The sequence below is a fragment of the Massilia sp. METH4 genome, assembly GCF_037094685.1.
Taxonomy (GTDB): domain Bacteria; phylum Pseudomonadota; class Gammaproteobacteria; order Burkholderiales; family Burkholderiaceae_D; genus Rugamonas.
Genome location: NZ_CP146614.1, coordinates 3,042,470 through 3,063,409 on the forward strand (window position 1 = coordinate 3,042,470; position 20,940 = coordinate 3,063,409).

The 20,940-nt window shown below is 64.2% G+C and carries 23 protein-coding genes and 1 tRNA gene; 10 read left to right on the forward strand and 14 right to left on the reverse strand.

Annotation, left to right across the window (positions count from 1 at the left end):
* Positions 1-263 precede the first annotated feature (263 nt).
* Entirely contained in the window at positions 264-2,141 is a 1,878-nt protein-coding gene (locus tag V6Z91_RS13465) for an ABC transporter ATP-binding protein/permease (protein ID WP_338771046.1), read from the forward strand.
* A 109-nt stretch (positions 2,142-2,250) separates the two neighbouring features.
* Here V6Z91_RS13465 and V6Z91_RS13470 read toward each other — a convergent pair.
* A tRNA-Pro gene (locus V6Z91_RS13470) sits at positions 2,251-2,327 on the reverse strand.
* A 125-nt stretch (positions 2,328-2,452) separates the two neighbouring features.
* Between V6Z91_RS13470 and arsC the strand changes: the two genes are divergently transcribed.
* Positions 2,453-2,800 carry an arsenate reductase (glutaredoxin) gene (arsC, locus tag V6Z91_RS13475; protein WP_338771049.1) on the forward strand — a complete coding sequence of 116 codons (348 nt, stop codon included), beginning with the start codon at positions 2,453-2,455 and terminating at the stop codon, positions 2,798-2,800.
* A 32-nt stretch (positions 2,801-2,832) separates the two neighbouring features.
* Here arsC and V6Z91_RS13480 read toward each other — a convergent pair whose 3' ends face one another.
* The 4 genes from V6Z91_RS13480 to ispB form a co-directional block, all read right to left on the reverse strand.
* Positions 2,833-4,053, reverse strand: a complete 1,221-nt coding sequence (locus V6Z91_RS13480) for a DUF4861 domain-containing protein (RefSeq protein ID WP_338771051.1) — start codon at positions 4,051-4,053, stop codon at positions 2,833-2,835.
* A 10-nt stretch (positions 4,054-4,063) separates the two neighbouring features.
* On the reverse strand, positions 4,064-5,467 hold the full coding sequence (locus tag V6Z91_RS13485) for a glycoside hydrolase family 88 protein (RefSeq protein WP_338771052.1): 1,404 nt from the start codon (positions 5,465-5,467) through the stop codon (positions 4,064-4,066).
* A 300-nt stretch (positions 5,468-5,767) separates the two neighbouring features.
* On the reverse strand, positions 5,768-6,463 hold the full coding sequence (locus tag V6Z91_RS13490; RefSeq protein WP_338771053.1) for a FadR/GntR family transcriptional regulator: 696 nt from the start codon (positions 6,461-6,463) through the stop codon (positions 5,768-5,770).
* 138 nt (positions 6,464-6,601) lie between these two features.
* Positions 6,602-7,531 carry an octaprenyl diphosphate synthase gene (gene ispB, locus V6Z91_RS13495; protein ID WP_338771833.1) on the reverse strand — a complete coding sequence of 310 codons (930 nt, stop codon included), beginning with the start codon at positions 7,529-7,531 and terminating at the stop codon, positions 6,602-6,604.
* 262 nt (positions 7,532-7,793) lie between these two features.
* Here ispB and rplU point away from each other — a divergent pair, with 262 nt between their 5' ends.
* The 4 genes from rplU (at position 7,794) to proB (ending at position 10,943) form a co-directional block, all read left to right on the forward strand.
* The gene (gene rplU, locus V6Z91_RS13500; RefSeq protein ID WP_107144413.1) at positions 7,794-8,105 is read left to right on the forward strand and encodes a 50S ribosomal protein L21; all 312 of its coding nucleotides are present in this window, start codon (positions 7,794-7,796) and stop codon (positions 8,103-8,105) included.
* A gap of 36 nt (positions 8,106-8,141) precedes the next feature.
* The gene (gene rpmA / locus V6Z91_RS13505) at positions 8,142-8,405 is read left to right on the forward strand and encodes a 50S ribosomal protein L27 (protein ID WP_338771059.1); all 264 of its coding nucleotides are present in this window, start codon (positions 8,142-8,144) and stop codon (positions 8,403-8,405) included.
* Between the two features lie 101 nt (positions 8,406-8,506).
* Positions 8,507-9,616, forward strand: a complete 1,110-nt coding sequence (gene obgE / locus V6Z91_RS13510; protein ID WP_338771061.1) for a GTPase ObgE — start codon at positions 8,507-8,509, stop codon at positions 9,614-9,616.
* A 193-nt stretch (positions 9,617-9,809) separates the two neighbouring features.
* Positions 9,810-10,943, forward strand: coding sequence for a glutamate 5-kinase (gene proB / locus V6Z91_RS13515; RefSeq protein WP_338771064.1), 1,134 nt, complete (start codon positions 9,810-9,812; stop codon positions 10,941-10,943).
* 316 nt (positions 10,944-11,259) lie between these two features.
* On the opposite strand, the gene nth is transcribed toward proB, so the two are convergent.
* The gene (nth, locus tag V6Z91_RS13520) at positions 11,260-11,907 is read right to left on the reverse strand and encodes an endonuclease III (RefSeq protein ID WP_338771067.1); all 648 of its coding nucleotides are present in this window, start codon (positions 11,905-11,907) and stop codon (positions 11,260-11,262) included.
* Positions 11,904-12,674: an electron transport complex subunit RsxB gene (gene rsxB / locus V6Z91_RS13525; protein ID WP_338771068.1), complete on the reverse strand. Its 771-nt coding sequence runs from the start codon at positions 12,672-12,674 to the stop codon at positions 11,904-11,906. The genes nth and rsxB overlap by 4 nt, the downstream gene beginning before the upstream one ends.
* 121 nt (positions 12,675-12,795) lie before the next feature.
* Here rsxB and V6Z91_RS13530 point away from each other — a divergent pair, with 121 nt between their 5' ends.
* Entirely contained in the window at positions 12,796-13,608 is an 813-nt protein-coding gene (locus tag V6Z91_RS13530; protein WP_338771069.1) for a transporter substrate-binding domain-containing protein, read from the forward strand.
* Between the two features lie 135 nt (positions 13,609-13,743).
* On the opposite strand, the gene phaZ is transcribed toward V6Z91_RS13530, so the two are convergent.
* From phaZ to V6Z91_RS13555, 5 genes are all read right to left on the reverse strand, one after another.
* A complete protein-coding gene (gene phaZ / locus V6Z91_RS13535) occupies positions 13,744-14,967 on the reverse strand; it encodes a polyhydroxyalkanoate depolymerase (protein WP_338771071.1) in 1,224 nt (407 codons plus the stop codon).
* A gap of 255 nt (positions 14,968-15,222) precedes the next feature.
* The gene (locus V6Z91_RS13540) at positions 15,223-16,290 is read right to left on the reverse strand and encodes an NAD(P)/FAD-dependent oxidoreductase (RefSeq protein ID WP_338771073.1); all 1,068 of its coding nucleotides are present in this window, start codon (positions 16,288-16,290) and stop codon (positions 15,223-15,225) included.
* A gap of 99 nt (positions 16,291-16,389) precedes the next feature.
* On the reverse strand, positions 16,390-16,713 hold the full coding sequence (gene fdxA, locus V6Z91_RS13545) for a ferredoxin FdxA (protein ID WP_338771074.1): 324 nt from the start codon (positions 16,711-16,713) through the stop codon (positions 16,390-16,392).
* A gap of 188 nt (positions 16,714-16,901) precedes the next feature.
* The gene (locus tag V6Z91_RS13550; protein ID WP_338771075.1) at positions 16,902-17,192 is read right to left on the reverse strand and encodes a protealysin inhibitor emfourin; all 291 of its coding nucleotides are present in this window, start codon (positions 17,190-17,192) and stop codon (positions 16,902-16,904) included.
* Positions 17,193-17,302: 110 nt separating this feature from the next.
* Entirely contained in the window at positions 17,303-17,503 is a 201-nt protein-coding gene (locus V6Z91_RS13555) for a hypothetical protein (protein ID WP_338771076.1), read from the reverse strand.
* Between the two features lie 103 nt (positions 17,504-17,606).
* On the opposite strand from V6Z91_RS13555, the gene V6Z91_RS13560 reads away from it, so the two are divergent.
* Positions 17,607-18,863, forward strand: coding sequence for a putative Na+/H+ antiporter (locus V6Z91_RS13560; protein WP_338771077.1), 1,257 nt, complete (start codon positions 17,607-17,609; stop codon positions 18,861-18,863).
* A 38-nt stretch (positions 18,864-18,901) separates the two neighbouring features.
* Positions 18,902-19,177 carry a polyhydroxyalkanoic acid system family protein gene (locus tag V6Z91_RS13565; RefSeq protein ID WP_338771080.1) on the forward strand — a complete coding sequence of 92 codons (276 nt, stop codon included), beginning with the start codon at positions 18,902-18,904 and terminating at the stop codon, positions 19,175-19,177.
* A gap of 45 nt (positions 19,178-19,222) precedes the next feature.
* On the opposite strand, the gene V6Z91_RS13570 is transcribed toward V6Z91_RS13565, so the two are convergent.
* Positions 19,223-19,477, reverse strand: coding sequence for an acyl-CoA-binding protein (locus V6Z91_RS13570; protein ID WP_338771082.1), 255 nt, complete (start codon positions 19,475-19,477; stop codon positions 19,223-19,225).
* A gap of 148 nt (positions 19,478-19,625) precedes the next feature.
* Positions 19,626-19,913, reverse strand: coding sequence for an HU family DNA-binding protein (locus V6Z91_RS13575; protein WP_050409188.1), 288 nt, complete (start codon positions 19,911-19,913; stop codon positions 19,626-19,628).
* 202 nt (positions 19,914-20,115) lie between these two features.
* On the opposite strand from V6Z91_RS13575, the gene V6Z91_RS13580 reads away from it, so the two are divergent.
* On the forward strand, positions 20,116-20,916 hold the full coding sequence (locus tag V6Z91_RS13580; protein ID WP_338771118.1) for a hypothetical protein: 801 nt from the start codon (positions 20,116-20,118) through the stop codon (positions 20,914-20,916).
* Positions 20,917-20,940: the final 24 nt, after the last annotated feature.

The window sequence follows — 20,940 nt, forward strand, 5'->3', positions numbered from 1 at the left end:
CTATGCCTGGGCCATTGTAAAGAACTCACGGCGATATGGGACCTCGTAGGCAGCCCGCCCGGGCTTTATGGATCAGCAGCGGCGTTATGTCCGTTTCCGCACTGAACGGTTCCATGACTGCTTTTAAGCTGAAAGCGTGGTCCCGGCTTGCCTGGCCTGCCGGGGCAACGAAATCTTTGCAACCACCAGGCTGAACTGGTCAAAAAAGCAACAATAAAGCGAACCCACGAGTTCGAACCGAGCCGTTTACTGGAAATACGATCATGACCAAGCCTACCCTCGATTCCGTCAAGCGGGCCAAGCCCGTGGTCGATGACACCCCCGCGCCGAAGAAGCGGCCGCGCGTGCCGCGCCTGTCGCTCGCGGCCTGGAAACAATTCGTGGGCGTGGCCAAGCCCTACTGGCAGGAAGACCAGAAGAAGCAGGCCTGGGCCCTGCTCCTGCTGCTGATCGTGCTGATGCTGGTGGAGACCCAGCTCGCCGTGATGCTGAACGACCAGGCAGGCGAGATGACGTCGGCGCTGGCCGGCAGGGATGGCGACCGCTTCTGGACGTCGGTGCGCGCCTGCCTGTATATCCTGGCGGTGGCGGTGCCGGTCTACGCCTTCTATTACTACATGCGCGACCTGTTCGCCAACCAGTGGCGGCGCTGGCTCACCGGCCGCTTCCTCGACGGCTACCTGAAAGGGCGTAAGTACTACAAGCTGGGCTACGACAGCGAGATCGACAATCCCGACCAGCGCATCAGCGAAGACATCAACACCTTCACGGGCCGGTCTACCCACTTCCTGCTGATCTTCCTGGGCTCGATCATGCAACTGGTGGCGTTTTCCGCCGTGCTGTGGTCGATCTCCCATGTGCTGGTCGCCGTGCTGGCGGTGTACGCGCTGGCCGGAACCGTGATCGCCCTGTGGATCTTCGGCACGCCGCTGATCCACCTGAATTTCTGGCAATTGCGGCGCGAGGCCGATTTCCGCTTCAGCCTCATGCGCCTGCGCGAAAACGCCGAATCGATCGCCTTCTACCGGGGCGAGGCACAGGAACGCGCGCACATCGATGGCAGGTTCGAGAAGGTCATCCACAATTTCTCACGCCTGATCAAGAAGCAGCGTTCGCTCAACCTGTTCCAGCGCACGTTCAGCCAGCTGACGCTGGTGCTGCCCTTCGTCATCCTGGCCAAGGGCGTGCTGTCGGGCGAGCTGGAAGTGGGGCGGGCAGTCCAGGCGGCCGGCGCCTTCACGGCCGTGCTGACGGCGGTGGGCATCATCGTCGACAACTTCGAGAGCCTGAGCCGCTTCGTGGCGGGCATCGGCCGCTTGCAAGCGCTGTCGAACCTGCTGCTGCCCGACGCGGAGCCGAAGGCCGCCACCGACAAGCCGCGTCCGCGCATCGAGAAGCGCCCCGGCGAGCACCTGGCGCTGGAAGCGCTCACGCTGCATCCGCCGCAATCCGAGCGGGTGCTCATCAAGGAATTGAACCTGGTCTTGAAGCCCGGCGATGCGCTGCTCATCACCGGCGAAAGCGGCTGCGGCAAGAGTTCGCTGCTGCGCGCCATCGCTGGCCTGTGGCACACGGGCAGCGGCGTGATCCACCATCCGCCCATCGAGCAATTCTTCTTCCTGCCCCAGCAACCCTACCTGCAACCGGGCACGCTGCGCAGCCAGCTGATCTATCCGAGCGCCGAGTGCGACCTGGACGACGATGCGCTGCTGGAGATCCTGGACCAGGTGCACCTGCCGCGCCTGGCCGAACGGGTGGGCGGCCTGGACGCGGTGCAGGACTGGGCCAAGCTGTTGTCGGTGGGCGAGCAGCAGCGCCTGGCCTTCGCGCGCGTGCTGGTGCACGGGCCAAGCATCGTCATCCTGGATGAAGCGACCAGCGCGCTCGACAGCGGCAACGAAGCCTCGCTATACGCGCGCCTGCGCGCCAGCGGCACCACGCTGATCAGCATTGCCCACCGGCCGGCGGTGCTGCAGCACCATACGCACGTGCTGCACTTGCTGGGCGATGGGAAGTGGGAACTGCATGAGGCGGACGGGTTCGAGTTCGATGCGCCGGTGACGGCCTTGCGCAGCGGTGTGCAGCCGGCGCAGCAGCCGCGCGTGGTGGCGGCCGCGGGTGGTGTGAAATCGGCCGCGTGAAGAACGGGTGAACGATAAGCGGCGAACCGAACGAGAAACGGTGAACGAACGAGAAACGGTGAATCGAACGAAAAACGGCGAACCGGAGTTCGCCGTTTTTCATGAATTCTGGTCGGGGTGAGAGGATTCGAACCTCCGGCCTCTACGTCCCGAACGTAGCGCTCTACCAGGCTAAGCTACACCCCGATTTGGTGAAGAGGCATGATTAAACCAGATTTCGATTGCTGTGGCAACTGTTCCGGCCGGAATTTTTGGATTCCCGACGACTTCAATTACTATCCGGCCTTGCCAACAACAATGCTGGAGCATCCATGGCCGTCACCATCTACCATAACAACGCGTGCAGCAACTCGCGCGGCGCGCTGGCGCTGATCCGCGAGGCGGGCATCGAGCCAGTGATCATCGATTACCTGAAGAACCCGCCCACGCGCGCCGAGCTGGCGGACCTGATCGCCCGTGCAGGGCTGACGCCGCGCGGCGCCATGCGGGACAAGGGGGAGGTGTACGAACAGCTGAACCTCGCCGATCCAACGCTGACCGACGACCAGCTGCTCGATGCAATGAGCGCGCATCCGGCGCTGATCAACCGGCCATTCGTCGTGACGGACAAGGGCGTGCGGCTGTGCCGGCCGCCGGCGCTCGTGCAGGAGATCTTGTAAAGGAAAGGGCCGGCATGTGCCGGCCCTCCGAATCAAGGCTGCGCTTGCACGCTCACCTTGACCGGATGCGCGGCGCGCTTCGCGAAATCGGCCACATACGCTTGCCACTGCGCCGCGCTGGTGATCTCACCCGCGCCGCTCCACGCGCCGCCGGCGTAGTAGCGCAGCGGCTCGCCGGATTTCACCTGGGCCAGCACCAGGTTGTTCAACGCATCGTCCGCGAAGTCCCGCGCGGTCGGCAGGATCACGGCGGTGCCGAACGCGCCCTTGCTGCGCTGCTCGATCCATTGCAGCAGCGTGCCGGTATCCTTGTCCCGCTTGACGTCGACCACGCCATTTTCTCCCTTGTCGGTCGGCGTCTTGTTCAATCCGATGGCCACCGTGAGCGTGGACGGGCCCTTGAACTCGAAGGTGCTCTCGATGCGATCGAGCTGGTGGCCCGCGTCGACGGTGAAGCGCTTGACTTCCGTGACCGGTGTTCCCGCCGCATCCCAGGCGTCGTAGCGCAGCTCGAAGATCGAGCGCACCGGGCCGTTGGCCAGGACCTTCCAGCCCGCGTAGTTGGTGGAGACGTGCAGCGTCCTGCCATCCCACACGCCGGTGCCGCCGGCACCGCGCGACTTGCCGACGTTGTAGAAGTCCATGCCTTCGCCTTCGTCCTTGTGGTAATGGTCATGGCCCTTGTTGTACCAGCGGTCGACGATCGGATACGGCACGCGCTTGAACCACAGGTCCAGGCCGGAAGTCTGCAGCACTTCCTTGCCGCTGCCCGGCGCGGCCGGCGCCATCAGCGCGGGGCCGTAGGTGCGGTGCGCCAGCTTGTCGTTTTCCCACGCGAAGTCGTCCAGGCGTTCCTGGATGTAGCGCGCGGTCGTCCTGGTGGGGAAGACTGGCGCGATGGCGTCCGATTTCTCCACCGTGTACGTGGCGCTCTTCTCGCCGGCCTTGAAGCTGTGCTGGAAGATCAGCTCACCGTAGGCGGCGCCCACGTTGTGCGGGTCCTTCGCCTGCGGCGCCACGTTCGTGACCTGGAACGGCACGGGATTGCCGCCCGCGTCCTTGACGACGATGCGCTGGATCAGCGCGCCGGGCAGGGCGGCGTTCACGTCCTTCCACGGTACCGTCACCGTCTCGGACGGGCGGGCGCTGTCCAGGTCATGCGACAGCATCACGCGCAGGCTCGCCGCGCTGCACAGGTTGGCGGCCAGCAGCAGCGCGGAGATCGTCGCCAGTTTGAAGGTCGAGCGGGTCATCGTCATCCTTTCATTGATGTTCGCGGTAGTCGGTCTTGCCGCCGTCTTTAGGCTGGTAGTGATAGGTGCGCAGCTTGTATTCGACGCTCACGTTCGGGTTCTTCAGCAACTTGATTATCTCGGCGCCGGCCAGCAGCACCGGGCCGTAGCCGTGCAGCGCGTGCACGCTGACCGGGCGGTTGTAGTAGTAGATCTGGTCCGACGCCAGCGTGGTGCCCACGCACGTGCCCTCGACCTGGCCCTGCGCGTTGATCTTGGTGGACACGCCCACCCAGCCGGCCTGCGCGATCGAGCCGTAGGTGGTGGGGCTGATCCAGCCCTGGTTGATCGCGTGGGCGATCACGTAGGTGAACATGGCCGAGGCGGAAGTCTCCAGGTAGGAGTCGTTCCGGTCGATCATCTGGTGCCACAGGCCGGTGCCCGATTGCAGCTCGGCGATGCCCTTGATTGCGCTCCTCAGCTGGTTCAGCACCTTGTCGTAGCCGGGGTGGTCCTTCGGCAGCACGTCGAGCAGGTCGCTCATCGCCAGCACGGCCCAGCCGTTGGCGCGCGCCCAGTAGAAGCGCGGCGAGTTCGGCACGTGCTCGTGCCAGCCATGCGTGAAGATGTTCAGCTGGGGGTTGTAGAGGCGCTCGGACATGCCCAGCACGTTCGCCACGGCCAGGTCGTAATATTTACGCTCGCCCGTCATGCGGCCCATCTCCGCCAGCGCGGGAATGCTCATGTACATGTCGTCGCCCCACAGCGAGACGGCTTGCGGGCGCTTGCGGGCCATCGTGCCGTCGGCCAGGCGGAACTGCTTGTTGGCGACCCAGTCGCTGCAGCTGTCGATCATCCACTTCAGGTCCGGGCCGATCTTCCTGGCCTTGGCGCGCATCAGCGCGGCGCACATGGAGCCGGTGTCGTCCAGCGAGCGCGGGTCGATAAAGCGCGCGAAGCTGTTCTGGCGCTCCAGCTTGAATTTCGCTTCCTGGGCGCGGAAGTAGGGCAGCGTCTTGCCGAAGAAGTCGAAGTGGCGCTTCGTCATCGCCGTGAAGTTCCTGTCGCCGGTGGCGTCGGCCGCGTTCATCAGGCCCGCGTGCACCACGCCCATTTCGTAGACCATCACGCCGTAGTCGCCCGCCGCTTCGGCGATCGCGGCTTCCTTGACGGGATTCTTGAAGTCGGTGATCTCGGCGCCGGTCTGCTTGTTCACCACGTGGGTGGGCGTCGCCTTGTCCATGTACGCGCGGATGCGGTTCAGCTGCTCGGTGATCTCGGCCTCCACCGGCATCTTGTACGGCACCGGATACGTGCCCTCGGAGAGGTCCTTGAGGTTCTTGTTGTCCGGATTGCGGAACGGGCCTTCGGCATGGGCGGCGCCCAGCAGCGTGCAGCAGGCCAGGGCGGCCAGCAGTTTGGTCGAGTTTTTCACCTTGTCTCCGTCAGGGTTGGCGTGGCTTTTGGTCAGGCCATTCTAGATTGGTCTGGCCACTTAAGCAAGGTGGGCGACCACTACAATGGCTGAGGCCCCTGGGGTCTGTCCCCGCCAGTCCGGGGCATGCCGCTCAGTCAGCGGCAAGCGACAAGGGGACTGACCCCGGTTTTTTGCGTGAGCGTTCGAGAGGCATGCAAAAAACCGGGGTCAGTCCCCTTGATCTACTTTGGCAACGATGGTCTCGGCCAACAACCGGCGGGGACAGACCCCAGCGGAGCAGCAGCCAGTGGTGCCGCTTCAGCCGCGCGAGAACGTGCGCGTGACGCGCTCGAGGTGGGAGCGCATGGCGTGGCGGGCGCCGGCGGGGTCGTGGGCGGCGATGGCTTCGAGGATCTTGCGGTGGTCCGGCAGCGTTTGCAGGCGCAGTTCCTCGGTCTGGTAGTGTTCCTTCAGCTTGTGCCACAGCGAGCCGCGGTTGTTCCACAGGTATTCGACCACGCCGACGAGGGCCGTATTGCCGGTGGCGCGGGCGATCGCCAGGTGGAAGTTGCGGTCGGCCTGCTCGTTGCTGGCGCGGTCCTCGTGGTGCCGCTCCATCTGTTCGACGGCGCGCAGGATCGCGTCGACGGCGGCGCCCGTGGCGGCCTTGGCCGCGATGGCGGCGATCTCGGATTCGATCATGCGGCGCGCGGCCAGCACCTCGAAGGGGCCCGGGCCCGTTTCCGGCACGTCCGCCGGCAAGGGCTGTTCGCACACGTAGACACCGGAACCGCCGCGCACCTCGACGACGCCACCCAGCTCCAGCGCGATCAACGCTTCACGCAGCGAGGCGCGGCTGACGGACAGCCGGGCGGCCAGCTCGCGCTCGGCCGGCAGGCGCTCGCCAGGGCCGATCTTGTCGTCCTGGATCATCTGCTGCACGCGCTCGGCAACGACGCGGTACAGCCGCGGTTCGGCGGTGGGGGTCTCGCTATTGGCGGAGTTCTTTTTCATGGGTGGATGTCCTCTGTGGGAACGCCGATTATAGTTGTGTTCCAGCCAATGCGGGCAGCGGCCGGCAGGTTGGGCCGCCGCGATTGGAAACGATCACCATCTTGCGCGGCGCCGGCCGCGAGGCGTGGCAAGGGGCGCTCAGTGCGTCCTGTCCACCGCGAAGCGGGCCAGCTGCAGCAGCGATTCCTTGTAGCGGCTCTCCGGCATCGTGGCCAGCGCGGCGGTGGCGCGATCGGCCTGCACTTCGGCGGCGCGGCGGGTGTAGTCGAGCGCGCCGCTGGAGGTGATGGCGGCCAGCACGGCGTCGAAATGCTGTTCGTCGCCCGTCTCGATGCAGGAGCGCACCAGCTGGCGCTGCTCCTCGGTACCGTGTTCCATCAGGTAGATCAGCGGCAGCGTCGGCTTGCCCTCGCGCAGGTCGTCGCCCACGTTCTTGCCGATCTCGGTGGCGTCGCCCGCGTAATCCAGAACGTCGTCGATCAGCTGGAAGGCCGTGCCCAGCGAGCGGCCGTATTCGCCGGCGGCGGCGATCAGTTCGTCGTTGGCGCCGGCCACGAGCGCGCCCAGTTCGGCGGCCGCCTCGAACAGCTTGGCCGTCTTGGAGCGGATCACTTTCAGGTAGCTGTCCTCGGAAACATCGGGATCGTGCATGTTCAACAGCTGCAGCACTTCGCCTTCGGCGATCACGTTGGTGGCGTCGGACAGGATCTGCATCACGCGCATATTGTCCAGCGAGACCATCATCTGGAACGCGCGGGAATACAGGAAGTCGCCCACCAGCACCGAGGCGGCGTTGCCGAACAGCGCATTGGCCGTGGCGCGGCCGCGGCGCAGCGAGGATTCGTCGACCACGTCGTCATGCAGCAGCGTGGCGGTGTGGATGAATTCGACCACGGCGGCCAGTTCGTGGTGGGCCGCGCCTTCGTACCGGTAGGCGTTCGCCACCAGCAGCACCAGGACAGGGCGGATGCGTTTGCCCCCAGCGCTGATGATGTATTCAGCGATCTGGTTGACCAGCGCCACCTCCGAGTGCAGTCGCTGGCGGATCACGCCGTTGACGGCTTCCATGTCGGCCGCGATGGTGCTGATGATGTTGTTCTGGCTGGTGGGTGGGGTGGACAAGGCAAGCCTGCTTCGGTCGGGTTTGAAGTGCCGCGATTATACGACATGCACGCCGCCCGTTGCCGACATACCACGAGCGCCAGGCTTTGTGAATACTTTTTGACGTGTTTTTGGCATGCATGTATAATCGTTGGTTCCCTGAGCTCCGCATGGCCGTATCGATGCGTCGAGGCAGGGAATTTTCTTAACATTTGATGAGGTTTCAATCATGTACGCGGTCATAAAAACCGGTGGCAAGCAATACAAAGTTGTCGCTGGCGAAAAACTCAAAGTAGAACAGATACCGGCTGACATTGGTTCCGAACTCACCATCGATCAAGTCCTCGCCGTTGGCGCGGGCGACAGCATCAAGTTTGGTGCTCCGCTGGTTGAAGGTGCAAAGGTTCTGGTGAAAGTGGTTTCCCAAGGTCGTCACGACAAGGTGAAAATCTTCAAGATGCGCCGTCGTAAGCACTACCAGAAGCACCAGGGCCATCGCCAGAACTACACCGAAATCCAAATCGTTTCGATCAACGGCTGATCGCTGATCTGAATTTAGTCATCCAAGGAGCAATACATGGCACACAAAAAAGGTGGCGGTACTACCCGCAACGGCCGCGATTCCGAATCAAAACGCCTGGGCGTTAAGGTTTACGGCGGTCAAACGATCAACGCCGGCGGCATCATCGTTCGCCAGCGTGGCACCCCGGTTCGCGCAGGCGAAGGCGTGGGCACCGGCAAGGACCACACCCTGTTCGCACTGGTGGACGGCGTGGTCAAGTTCGTGACCAAGGGCGCGGGCAACAACAAGTTCGTCACGGTCGTTCCGGCTGCTCAGTAATCCGGACAGTACAGTGACTTAAGGCGCAAGCCTTTCGAAACTAAAGGCTCTGCCGACGGTGGAGCCTTTTTCATTTTCAGGCCTTAGTAAGGGCGATTATCATGAAGTTCATCGACGAAGCACGTATCGAAGTCATCGCTGGCGACGGCGGCAACGGCTGCGCCTCTTTCCGGCGCGAGAAATTCCGTCCGTTCGGCGGTCCCGATGGCGGCGACGGCGGCAAGGGCGGCTCCATCTGGGCCGTGGCCGACCGTAACATCAACACGCTCGTCGATTACCGCTACTCCAAGATGCACCGGGCGTCGAACGGCGAACCCGGCCGCGGCTCCGATTGCTACGGCAAGGGTGCCGACGACGTCACGCTGCGCATGCCGGTCGGCACGCTCATCATCGACGATGTGACCGGCGAGATCCTCGCCGACATGACCGAGCATGGCCAGGTCGAACTGCTCGCCAAGGGCGGCGAGGGCGGCTGGGGCAATATCCACTTCAAGACGTCCACGAATCGCGCGCCGCGCCAGAAGACGGACGGCAAGGAAGGCGAACGCCGCGAACTTCGGCTGGAACTGAAGGTGCTGGCGGATGTGGGCCTGCTCGGCATGCCGAACGCCGGCAAGTCGACGTTCATCACGGCCGTGTCCAACGCGCGCCCGAAGATCGCCGACTATCCGTTCACCACGCTGCACCCGAACCTGGGCGTGGTGAGGGTGTCGCATGAAAAGTCGTTCGTCATCGCCGACATTCCCGGCCTGATCGAAGGTGCCGCCGAAGGCGCGGGCCTGGGCCACCAGTTCCTGCGCCACCTGTCGCGCACGGGCCTGTTGCTGCACATCGTGGACATCGCGCCCTTCGAGTCGACCGTGGATCCCGTGAAGGAAGCCAAGGCGCTCGTGAAGGAACTGGAGAAGTACGATCCGGCGCTGGCCGAGAAGCCGCGCTGGCTGGTGCTCAACAAGCTGGACGTGGTGCCGGAAGCGGAGCGCGCCAAGCGCGTGAAGGACTTCGTGAAGAAGTTCGGCTTCAAAGGCCCCGTGTTCGAGATTTCCGCGCTGTCCCGCGAGGGCACGCAGGAACTCGTGACGGCCATCTACCAGTACCTGGAAGAGAAGCGCCACAGCGAGCAGCGCGCCGAGGAAACGCAGATGACGGAAGAAGCGCGCGGCATCTCTTCGATCGACCCCGACGATCCCCGCTTCAAGGTGCTCGACTGAGGTTTCTAAACAAAAGGCCCGCCATGCGGGCCTTTTCCATATCCGATTCGGTAAAGAGCGGCGTTACCGGTTAAAATTCTTCCAACTGTTACCTGTTCGACCCGCCATCCCGGGGCCGGGCAGCGTCAGCGGCAAAGCAGGGCAACCAGCCTTGCGACAACAAGTCCATTTTTCCTGAAACGATTTGCCGCCCATGAATTCCAGCGCCACACACTCCGTCATCAAGAAAGCCAGCCGCATTATCGTCAAGGTCGGCTCTTCGCTCGTTACCAACGATGGCCGCGGCCTCGACCAGGCGGCGATCGCCCGTTGGGCCGCCCAGATTTCCGCGCTGCGCGGCCTGGGCAAGCAGGTCGTGCTGGTCAGCTCCGGCGCGATTGCCGAAGGCATGCTGCGCCTGGGTTTCGAGCATCGCCCCACCGACGTGCATGAACTCCAGGCTTGCGCCGCCGTCGGCCAGATGGGCCTTGCGCAGATCTATGAAACGAGCTTCCGCGCGCACGGCATCGGCACGGCACAGGTGCTGCTCACGCATGCCGACCTGGCCGATCGCGAACGCTACCTGAACGCGCGCTCCACCCTCACGACCCTGCTGTCGATGGGCGTGGTCCCGATCATCAACGAGAACGACACGGTGGTCACCGATGAAATCAAGTTCGGCGACAACGACACGCTGGGCGCGCTCGTCGCCAACCTGATCGAAGCGGACGCGCTGATCATCCTGACCGACCAGCGCGGCCTGTTCTCGGCCGACCCGCGCAAGGACCCGGCGGCCTTCCTGATCACGAACGCCATCTCCGGCGATCCGCAACTGGAAGCGATGGCCGGCGGCGCCGGCTCGAGCCTGGGCCGCGGCGGCATGCTGACGAAAATCCTGGCCGCCAAGCGCGCCGCGAAATCCGGCGCGCACACCGTGATCGCCTTCGGCCGCGAGCCGGACGTGCTTACGCGCCTGGCCGAGGGCGAGGCGATCGGCACCGAACTGCAGGCGCAGACCGGCCACCTCACGGCCCGCAAGCAGTGGATGGCCGACCACCTGCACACGGCGGGCCAGGTCGTGATCGACGCGGGGGCGGTGGAGAAGCTGTCGCGCGAAGGCAAGTCGCTGCTGCCGATCGGCGTGCTCGAAGTGCGCGGCGAATTCGGCCGCGGCGCCGTCATCACCTGCATCAGCGAGAAGGGAGTGCCGATCGCCCGCGGGCTGACCAACTACACGAGCGGCGAAGCGCGGCGCATCCTGCGCAAGCCGTCAGCGGAGATCGAAGGCATCCTCGGGTTTGTCGAGGGGCCGGAGTTGATTCATCGGGATAACCTGGTGCTGCTGTAAAGGCAGCGCTGGCCTTTGCCTCTGGTGTCGGACACTATTTCCCGCGAGCGGGAAATAGTGTCCGACACCGGTTTTCCTCGCCGCCAGTCGCCAGCATAGGGGTCTGTCCCCGCCAGTTGTAGGCAATGAACGCAGACGCCAGCATGGATCGAGGGGACTGACCCCTTTTTTGCCAGCGCCCCAGCGGCATTGCGAAAAACCGGGGTCGGTCCCCTCGACGAGCAAGCGGCAAGCGCAGAAGTTCACACTTACCGGGGACAGACCCCTGCTGCTCAAACGCTACCTGCTTCGATCAGCGCCTGCAAATGCCGGCCCATCACACAACCGCCGGTGCCGGCGTCTTCTGCTTGTACTCGCACAAATCCACGATCATGCAGTTCCAGCACTGCGGCTTGCGCGCCACGCATGTGTAGCGCCCGTGCAGGATCAGCCAGTGGTGCGCATCCTGCAGGAATTCCTTCGGCACGAACTTCAGCAGCTTCTGTTCCACGATATCGACGGTCTTGCCAGGTGCGATATTGGTACGGTTCGACACGCGGAAGATGTGCGTGTCGACGGCGATCGTCGGCTCGCCGAACGCGGTATTGAGTACCACGTTGGCCGTCTTGCGGCCCACGCCGGGCAGTGCTTCGAGCGCCTCGCGGTCGCGCGGCACTTCGCCGCCGTACTGCTCGACCAGGATTTTGCAAGTGGCCATCACGTTCTTGGCCTTGGTGTTGAACAGGCCGATGGTCTGGATGTACGTAACGAGCTTTTCCAGCCCCAGGTCGAGGATCGCCTGCGGCGTGTTCGCCACCGGGTAGAGTTTGCGGGTGGCCTTGTTCACGCCCACGTCCGTGGCCTGCGCCGACAGCAGCACGGCGATCAGCAATTCGAACGGGGTCGTGTATTCGAGTTCGGTGGTGGGGTGCGGATTGGCTTCGCGCAGTCGGCGAAAGATTTCGTAGCGTTTGGCTGCGTTCATTGTTCGGGCTTGGTGTTCTCGTCCTTGCTCTGGGCGGCCGCGGCCGCCTTGGCCGCCTCGGCCTTCAAGCGTGCCCGCTCCATCGCGGCGGCGATGATCGCCCGCTTGCGTTCCTTCTCGGCCAGTTCCGCGGCATTCTCCGGCGCGAGGTTGTTCACCGCTTCCAGCTTGGCCTGCGCCTTGGCGGCCAGCCGCGCATCGTTTTCTTCCCGTTCCCGCTTCAGGCGGGCGATGCGGAAATCATGGCGGCTGCGCGCCGCGTCGGCGGCCTCCTGCGACCAGGCATCCCAGCCGGTGGTTTCCGTCACCGGGTACATGACGATGCAGTCGACGGGGCAGGGCTTCACGCACAGGTCGCAACCCGTGCACAGCTCGGGCAGGATCGTGTGCATCTGCTTGGCCGCGCCCATGATCGCGTCGACCGGGCAAGCCTGGATGCACAACGTGCAGCCGATGCACAGCGCCTCGTCGATGTAGGCGAGAGCGCGCGGGCGCTCCAGGCCGTTCTCGGGATTCAAGGGAATGACAGGGTAGCCAGTGACGGCGGACAGCCGCGCGATGCCCTCGTGGCCGCCGGGCGGACACTGGTTGATGCGCGCCTCGCCCGCCGCGATCGCCTCGGCATAGGGCCGGCAGCCGGCATAGCCGCATTTCGTGCATTGCGTTTGCGGCAAGACATTTTCGATGCGGTCGGCGAGGGTTTTCGGTTCGGTCAAGGTGGCGGTCACGGCGAAGTGGAAGCAAAAGGCGCGGCGGCAAAGACGCATTATCCTTCATTCGTACTGTATCGTCATCGGCGTCATGGCCGCCCACGCTTGGCTTTGCCGCCGCCTTGTGGGAGCATTGCATCATGGAAGACAATCCTATCGTCATGGAGACCGTGCCGGCATGAGCGCGCGCCGCCTGCTGGGCCGCGCGTTCCGTCGCGCATTTCACCGGACATTAATCTGCGCGCTGTGCTGGGCAGTCGGCAGTGCGCCGGCGCATGCGCAAACGCCGCTAACGATCCGTTTCGCCGCGGAGGAGTGGCCGCCGTTCGTCAGCGATGGGCTGCCCGACGATGGCCTGTCCGGCGCCCTGCTGCGCGCCGTGCTCGACCGCCTCGGCTATACCGCCCGCATCGATTATTTCCCGTGGAAGCGCGCGATGGAACTGGGCTTGCACGACAGTCGCTATGCCGGCTTCCTGGCCGTCTGGCGCACGCCCGAGCGGGAAAAACTGTGCCATTTTTCGACACCGGTCGGCGACACGCGCATCGTGCTGGCCTATCTGAAGGACAAGCCCGTGCGCGCCACGCAACTGGCCGAGTTGCGCGGCGTGCGCATCGGCACCGTGTCCGGTTTTTCGAACGGCGAGGCGTTCGACACGCTGGTGCGGCAGGGCGGGCTCAGCGTGGAAGAGGGCGTCAACGACGAGACCAACCTGCGCAAGCTGCTGGCCCGGCGTTATCCGGCGGTCCTGGTGGAGCGGCGCGTGCTGCGGCACCTGCTGACGACCCGGTTCAAGACGGAGGACCGCGAGCGCATCGCCGTCAACGAAAGGCTGTTCGCCGGTCGCACGGTGCACATCTGCTTCAAGCGCACACAGGCCGGACTGGTGCAGCAGCGGGCGTTCAATGACGCGGCCAAGGGGGTGGATTTCGGGGCGGTGGAGCGGGAGTACTGGAAAAGGATCGGCGAGGTGGGGGTAGCAGGGGATTGAAGGGAAAACCGGTGTCGTACACTATTTTCCGGAGGAAAATAGGGTACGACACCATATGCTTCAGCGCCTGTTTCCCCGGCAAGCACGAAAAAAAAGCCGCCCGGGTGGGCGGCTAATCTTCGAGGAGATATCGGTTCAGGAATGCTGCCGGATGAACGAGGTGATCTTCGGGCACACCAGTTCACGCCAGCGGCGGCCGGAAAAGATGCCGTAGTGGCCGGCCTGCGGCACCACGTAGTCTTCCTGCATGTCGGCCGGGATGCCGCTGCACAGGTCGTGCGCGGCCTGCGTCTGGCCGGCGCCGGAAATATCGTCCAGCTCGCCCTCGACCGTCAGCAGCGCCACGGTCTTGATATCTTGCGGGCGCACCAGCTGGCCGCCCACTTCCCACGTGCCGTTCGGCAGGCGGTGTTCCTGGAACACGGTCTTGATCGTGTCCAGGTAGTACTCGGCCGGCATGTCCAGCACGGCGTTGTATTCGTCGTAGAACTTGCGGTGGCTTTCCGCCGACTCGTCGTCGCCGCGCACCAGGTGCATGTAGAACTCACGGTGCGATTGCGCGTGGCGGCCCGGATTCATCGCGATGAAGCCGGCATGCTGCAGGAAACCGGGGTAGACCTTGCGACCGAAGCCCGGGTAGTTCGGCGGCACCGGGTAGATCACGGTGTTCTCGAACCACGAGAACGGCTTCTCGGTGGCCAGGTTGTTGACGGCCGTCGGCGATTTGCGGGGATCGATCGGACCGCCCATCATCGTCATCGTCTTCGGCAGTTTCGGGTCGTTATTGGTCGCCATCAGCGAGATCGCGGCCAGCACCGGCACCGTCGGCTGGCAGACGGAGATCACGTGCACATCCGGCCCCAGGTGGCGGATGAAATCTTGCACGTAGAAAATATAGTCGTCGAGATGGAACGGGCCTTCGGACAGCGGCACCATGCGCGCATCGGTCCAGTCGGTGATGTAGACGTCGTGTTCCGGCAACAGGCCGCGCACGGTATCGCGCAGCAGCGTGGAATGGTGCCCGGAAAGCGGCGCCACCAGCAGCACGGTAGGCTGCTTCAGCGGTTCGCGCACGTCCTTGCGGAAATGGATCAGGCGGCAGAACGGTTTCGTGACTGTCGCGTGCTCGATGATCGATACCGGCTTGCCGTCGACGGTGGTGGTGTCGATGCCGAAGGCCGGCTTTTCATAATCCTTGCCCAGGCGGTACAGCAGCTCGTACCCGGCGGCGATCCGCTGCGAGAACGGCGTGTGCGCCAATGGCGATACCGGGTTGCTGAACAGTTTCGAGGACGCTTCGGCCCACTGCATGAGCGGGTTCAGGAAGGTCCGTTGCATCTCGTGGAGTTGGTAAAGCATAGGTGTTCCCGGGTCATGTGCGCTGCGTCTGAACGCCGAGGCGAAGCGTGCAGCGCGGAAATCATTAGCCCATTATAGGCCGTTTCTTCTTGACGTAAAGCATTTTTCTGGTGCCCCGAGAAACGGGCAGAAAAGCAACAAAACGCCGGATCTAAGCCTCTGGTACCTACGATAATAGTGCCGCTGAAACAAAAAAAGCAGCGTTTCCGCTGCTTTTCTGTAGGACAGGTCCGAAGACCAGGTAAGACGGCTCTATCAGTCGAAGACCGGCGTTTCCACGCCCAGCACCTTGTGCAGCTTCGGCGACGTGGTGGTGTATTGCATGTGGATCTTCTTGTCCGGGAAGATGTATGGCGCGGCGCCGAAGGCGGCCAGCGCGGCTTCGTGGAAGCCCGACAGGATCAGCTTTTTCTTGCCCGGATAGGTGTTGATGTCGCCGACGGCAAAGATGCCCGGCACATTCGTTTCGAATTTCTCGGTGGACACCACTTTCAGCTGCTTGCGCTCGATGTCCAGGCCCCACTCGGCGATCGGGCCCAGCTTCGGCGACAGGCCATAGAACACCAGCAGCATGTCCAGCGGCACGCGGCGGGTCACGCCGTCGGCGCCCGTCACGCGCAGTTCGGACAGCTTGCCATCCTTCTGCTCGATGCCCGACACCTGGCCGATGATCAGCTGCATCTCGTAGTCTTCGCACAGCTGCTTCATCTTCGCCACGGAAGCCGGGGCGGCACGGAAGTCCTCGCGGCGGTGCAGCAGCACCACGGATTCGGCCTTGCCGACGAAGTTCAGCGCCCAATCCAGCGCCGAGTCGCCGCCGCCACAGACGACGATGTTCTTGCCTTCGAACTGCGAAGGATCCTTCACGCGGTAGAACACCTGCGAACCTTCGAACTGTTCGATGCCGTCGACCTTCATCGTGCGCGGCTGGAACGAACCCACGCCGGCCGCGATGAAGATGGTCTTCGTGATGAACTTCGTGCCCAGGCTGGTTTCCACGTCGAAGCGGCCGTCTTCGCGCTTCTGCACGACGGTCACTTCCTGGCCCAGGTGGAACGTGGGGCCGAACGGTTCGATCTGCTTGAGCAGGCCGTCGGTCAATTCCTGGCCAGTGCAGGAGGGGATCGCGGGAATATCGTAGATCGGCTTGTCCGGATACAGTTCCACGCACTGGCCGCCCACGGCAGCCAGCGAATCGATCACGTGGGCCTTGATTTCCAGCAGGCCGAGTTCGAAGACCTGGAACAGGCCGACCGGACCGGCGCCGATGATGACGGCATCCGTTTCATGGAAGCCACCGGGAGGGGTGCTGACGATATTCATGACGATTTCTATCCTGTGAATTCAAATGCGGCACGCTCGCGAAACCGAAGGTCGGCTCCAGGGTAGGGCGACCCGGCGCAAGGTGCCGGAGGCTGCCGTTTAGCGCACCAGCAGGTGGAGCTTTTCCTTGACGTCCTTGAACTGCTCGGCTTCCGGCAGGGCTGGCTTGGTCTTCGTGATCGAAGGCCAGTTGCGGGAAAGGTCCGCATTGAGCTTGATGTACTGCTGCTGGTCGGACGGCACATCTTCTTCCGCGAAAATGGCGTTGACCGGGCACTCGGCCACGCACACGGCGCAGTCGATGCATTCGTCGGGATCAATTGCCAGGAAATTCGGGCCTTCGCGGAAACAATCTACCGGGCAAACATCGACGCAGTCCGTATACCGGCAGGCGATGCAAGATTCGGTGACAACGTGGGTCATAGCAGTCCTATCAATGTTGGTGTGAAGCGGTCGATGACACAATCCCAACTTCAGCAAAGCACTGTATTTTAGGGCAATTCGCCCTTTCTCACAATTCAGGCTTAGACACAATACATATAAGCAAATGCGCCGCGCGCCGTTGCCGGGGCGCGGCGCGAGCCGCTCGAATCGCGGGATCGGGGCGCGGATCAGGCGGCCAGGATACGGTCCAGCAAGGGCCGCCAGCGCGCGCTCGCCGGGCTGCCATCCTCGGCGAAACTCACGCTGCGCCGTTCGCCGTCGCGGCCTTCGAGCGTGATGGTCCAGCGGGGAATGTCGGCGCCGACCGGTTCCTCGGCGGCGCCGCGCATGGTGCTGAACAAGGCGCTGGAGGCGAGTTCCGCCTCCAGCGCCTGGCCGGCCGGGCTGGTGGCCGTGTCGACTTCATGGGTCTGGGTAAGGCCGGCGAAGCCGCCACTTTTGGTCGCGATGATTTTCATGGGGTCTCCGATGCGTGGCGCAGCTTGTATTGGCCGCCGACCGGTGTTCGCCGGCCAACGGTTGCAGTCGATGTGATCAGTCCGCGAGTGGAACGAAGGGCGCTACTTGTTCACCGCCAGCTCATCCCCACCCGCCGCCGCGCCGGCCGCCGATGGATGGTGCTGTGCCTTGCCGCATACCCCTGGCACCATCGCGCCAGCGCCTGCCGTTCCACTTCCAGCACATCCTCCAGGTCGAAATACTGGGCATTGTTCAGCGTGCCGCAGCAGGCACGGCGGTCCTGCATCGCCACCTGAGAAATGATGGTCATCCCGTGCGAACGCCGTAAGTTTGATCCGGCTCAAACTTCGGACGTGACAGTCACGCATTCCTTGCCCGCTTACAATGTCGAGATCGTCTTTTCGGAGCCCTGCATGACGCCCAGCACCATCGAGATCGCAGGCGCGGTCCTATTCGCCGCCGCCATCGTCCACACGTTCACGGCCAAGGTTTTCGAACGGCTGGCGTACCGCTTCCCCGCGCACGCGGGCGTCTGGCACCTGCTGGGCGAAGTGGAAGTGGTGTTCGGCTTCTGGGCGCTGGTACTGGTGGGCTTCATGGCCGCCGCGGCCGGGCGCGGCGAGGCGGTGGCCTACCTGGACAGCCGCAACTTCACCGAGCCCATGTTCGTCTTCGTGATCATGGTGATTGCCGCCACGCGGCCCATCCTGCAGAGCACGAAGGCCGCGGTGGCGCTGCTGGCGCGCGCGCTGCCGCTGCCCGGCAGCATGGCCACGTACTTCATCGTGCTGGCCGTGGTGCCGTTGCTGGGTTCGTTCATCACGGAACCGGCCGCGATGACGCTGGCCGCGCTGATTCTCTCGGAGCGCATCTTCGCGGGTGGCATTTCGGAACGGTTGAAATACGCCACCCTGGGCGTGTTGTTCGTCAACGTGTCGATCGGCGGCACGCTCACGCCCTATGCAGCGCCGCCCGTGCTGATGGTCGCGGCGAAATGGGGCTGGGACCTGCCATTCATGCTGGCCCACATCGGCTGGAAGGCGGCGCTGGCCGTCTTCGTGAATGCCGCCGGCGCCACCTTGCTGTTCGCCCGCGAACTGGCGGCGCACCGGCCCGCTCCGGGCGCCCCGGCCGCACCGGTACCGCTGCCCCTGGTGCTCGTCCACCTGGCGTTCCTGGCCGGCGTGGTGGTGTTCGCCCACCATCCGGCGGCATTCATGGGCCTGTTCCTGTTCTTCCTCGGCGTGGCCCATGCCTATGAACGCTTCCAGGACCGGCTGATCCTGCGCGAGGGCCTGCTGGTCGCATTCTTCCTGGCAGGGCTCGTCGTGCTCGGCGGCCAGCAGCAGTGGTGGCTGCAGCCGGTGTTGATGAGCATGAGCAGCGAAGCCGTGTTCTATGGCGCGACGGCGCTCACGGCGATCACCGACAATGCCGCGCTCACCTACCTGGGTTCGCTGGTGGAAGGGTTGACCGACGAGTTCAAGTACGCGCTGGTGACGGGCGCCGTGGCCGGTGGCGGGCTCACGGTGATCGCCAACGCGCCGAACCCGGCGGGCATGTCGATCCTGAAGGAACACTTCGCGCTGCAGACGGTGGCCGCGTTGCCCCTGTTCCTCGCGGCGGCCTTGCCCACCGCCGTGGCGGTCGCCGCCTTCCGCCTGCTGTAGCGTTATGGCATGATGGCGCCTTTTTGCCGGGCGCAAGAATGATCAATATCACCCAACCCCACAACCTGCCGCCGGAAGCGGCGCGCGCCGCCGCCCAGCAGGTGGCGGACAAGCTCGCCCGCGAACTGGACCTTTCCTGCCAGTGGCAGGGCGACGTGCTGCGCTTCGGCAAGAGCGGCGTGGAAGGCACGCTCACGCTGCTGGACAACCAGGCGCACATGCAGATCAAGTTGGGATTCTTGTATGGCGCGTTCGCGCCGGCGATCCAGAGCAAGGTCGCCGAGAAGATGCGCAAGGTGTTTGCGCCGGAATGACGGGAAGGGCCGGCGCCTGCCGGCCCAGGAAACATCAGGCCGGTATCAGCCTTTCAATTCCTCGATCAGGTCGATGTACTGCTGCTTTGCGTCATCCTGCGCGGTGCCTTGCAGGGCAGCCCAGGCGTCGTACTTGGCGCGGTTGACGAAATCGGTCATGCCCGGGCGCTCGCCAGTCACATCGCCGGCGGAAGCCTGCTTGAACAGGGCATAGATCTTCAGCAGGGTCATATTGTCCGGGCGTTCCGGCAGGTTCTTCGAATCGGCGACCGCCTGGTCGAACTGTTCTTGCAAGCTCATGGTGTCCTCGTTGGGTTGAGATGGCGCATCATACAAAACCCGCGGCCGGCCGGAAGGGGAAACTGTAGAGCACCCCCTCCAAAAGCGGAAACGGCGGGCAGGATCCGAGGCGACCGGATCCTGCCCGCCGTTTTGGCGTGATCGGGTGTTACTTCTTCTTGGTCGGATTCACTGCCGCCTTCAGCGTCGCGCCGGCCGAGAATTTCGGCGTCTTGGACGCGGCGATCTTGATCGCTTCGCCGGTTGCAGGATTGCGGCCTTTGCGAGCAGCGCGCTTGGCAACCGAGAAGGTGCCGAAGCCGGTGATGCCGACCGTGTCGCCCTTTTTCAGGCGTTCGGTAACGATGGCAATCAGGGTGTTCACTGCGTCGTTGGCGGCGGCACCGGACATTTCGGTCCGCTTCGCAAATTCTGCAATCAGTTCGCCTTTTTTCATTACTACCTCCGTGGTTAATAGAGGCCGCAGATTAGCACAATATTTGCCGAAAGTAATCCTTTGGAACAACAGGAACCCATATGGATGCTGGGTTGCCGCGCCGCTGGCGTGCCGGCGGCGCGGCGGTTCGAGGCGGACGCTGGGCCTGCGCGGCCCGGTGCTAATATGAAGCATCGTTGCTTGAACACAGGCGGGCCACATCATGAGCTTTTCCGACGAAACCCTGATGGCATATGCCGATGGCGAACTGGACGCGGCTACGCGCCGCGCGGTGGAACAGGCGTGTTCCACGGACCTGGCGCTGGCCCGGCGCGTTGCCTACTATAAAACGCGGCGCAGCAATGTCTTCGCCGGCTTCGCCACGGGCGACGAAGGACAGCGGGTGCGCCCGGCGCGCCAGGCCACGATCGTGAGCCTGGATGCGGTGCGGGCCCGGCGCGAAGCGGTGCAGCTGGCAGCGCGCAAGGCCACGCGCGAGCGGCGCTGGTCGTGGCCGGAATGGACGGCGCTGGGCGGGGTGCTCGTCGTGGGCGTGCTGGCCGGCACGTTCGGGCTGTCGTATTTCCAGGCGGACGAAGGCCCGGTCGACCTGGTCGCGAGCCGCGACGGCACGCTGGTCGCGCAGGGCCGGCTCGTTACCGCGCTCGAGCAGCAGGCATCGGCGCCGTCCGGCGCCGCCGGCGTGGCCACCAACGCGGCGGCGCGGGCGGCCGGCGCGGTGCGGATCGGCATGTCGTTCGTCTCGGCCGATGGCAGCTACTGCCGCAGCTTTGCCAGCGGCATCGGCACGGTCGAGATCGACGGCCTGGCCTGCAAGGTCGGCCAGGAATGGCGCCTGCCGCTGGTCATGCAGAACCCGCGGCCGGCGCGCGCCGGCGCCGCTTCCGAGCCGGCCGGCGAGATCGCGCCGCCGGTGGAAACGGCCATCGAGCAGCGCATTTCCGGCGATCCGCTCGATGCGAAGGCGGAGCAGGAAGCCATGCAGCGCGGCTGGCAGCGCTAACGATAAAAAAAAGGCGCCGCGAGG

Bases quoted from the DNA above. Each gene is read 5' to 3' on its own strand.
- phaZ (WP_338771071.1), bottom strand. From the start codon at position 14,967: ATGCTTTACCAACTCCACGAGATGCAACGGACCTTCCTGAACCCGCTC.
- V6Z91_RS13530 (WP_338771069.1), top strand. From the start codon at position 12,796: ATGAGCGCGCGCCGCCTGCTGGGCCGCGCGTTCCGTCGCGCATTTCAC.
- obgE (WP_338771061.1), top strand. From the start codon at position 8,507: ATGAAGTTCATCGACGAAGCACGTATCGAAGTCATCGCTGGCGACGGC.
- proB (WP_338771064.1), top strand. From the start codon at position 9,810: ATGAATTCCAGCGCCACACACTCCGTCATCAAGAAAGCCAGCCGCATT.
- fdxA (WP_338771074.1), bottom strand. From the start codon at position 16,713: ATGACCCACGTTGTCACCGAATCTTGCATCGCCTGCCGGTATACGGAC.
- V6Z91_RS13490 (WP_338771053.1), bottom strand. From the start codon at position 6,463: ATGAAAAAGAACTCCGCCAATAGCGAGACCCCCACCGCCGAACCGCGG.
- V6Z91_RS13555 (WP_338771076.1), bottom strand. From the start codon at position 17,503: ATGACCATCATTTCTCAGGTGGCGATGCAGGACCGCCGTGCCTGCTGC.
- nth (WP_338771067.1), bottom strand. From the start codon at position 11,907: ATGAACGCAGCCAAACGCTACGAAATCTTTCGCCGACTGCGCGAAGCC.
- rsxB (WP_338771068.1), bottom strand. From the start codon at position 12,674: ATGCGTCTTTGCCGCCGCGCCTTTTGCTTCCACTTCGCCGTGACCGCC.
- V6Z91_RS13580 (WP_338771118.1), top strand. From the start codon at position 20,116: ATGAGCTTTTCCGACGAAACCCTGATGGCATATGCCGATGGCGAACTG.
- V6Z91_RS13480 (WP_338771051.1), bottom strand. From the start codon at position 4,053: ATGACCCGCTCGACCTTCAAACTGGCGACGATCTCCGCGCTGCTGCTG.
- rpmA (WP_338771059.1), top strand. From the start codon at position 8,142: ATGGCACACAAAAAAGGTGGCGGTACTACCCGCAACGGCCGCGATTCC.
- V6Z91_RS13570 (WP_338771082.1), bottom strand. From the start codon at position 19,477: ATGAGCTTGCAAGAACAGTTCGACCAGGCGGTCGCCGATTCGAAGAAC.
- V6Z91_RS13540 (WP_338771073.1), bottom strand. From the start codon at position 16,290: ATGAATATCGTCAGCACCCCTCCCGGTGGCTTCCATGAAACGGATGCC.
- V6Z91_RS13465 (WP_338771046.1), top strand. From the start codon at position 264: ATGACCAAGCCTACCCTCGATTCCGTCAAGCGGGCCAAGCCCGTGGTC.
- V6Z91_RS13550 (WP_338771075.1), bottom strand. From the start codon at position 17,192: ATGAAAATCATCGCGACCAAAAGTGGCGGCTTCGCCGGCCTTACCCAG.
- V6Z91_RS13575 (WP_050409188.1), bottom strand. From the start codon at position 19,913: ATGAAAAAAGGCGAACTGATTGCAGAATTTGCGAAGCGGACCGAAATG.
- ispB (WP_338771833.1), bottom strand. From the start codon at position 7,531: ATGGAAGCCGTCAACGGCGTGATCCGCCAGCGACTGCACTCGGAGGTG.
- V6Z91_RS13565 (WP_338771080.1), top strand. From the start codon at position 18,902: ATGATCAATATCACCCAACCCCACAACCTGCCGCCGGAAGCGGCGCGC.
- rplU (WP_107144413.1), top strand. From the start codon at position 7,794: ATGTACGCGGTCATAAAAACCGGTGGCAAGCAATACAAAGTTGTCGCT.
- arsC (WP_338771049.1), top strand. From the start codon at position 2,453: ATGGCCGTCACCATCTACCATAACAACGCGTGCAGCAACTCGCGCGGC.
- V6Z91_RS13560 (WP_338771077.1), top strand. From the start codon at position 17,607: ATGACGCCCAGCACCATCGAGATCGCAGGCGCGGTCCTATTCGCCGCC.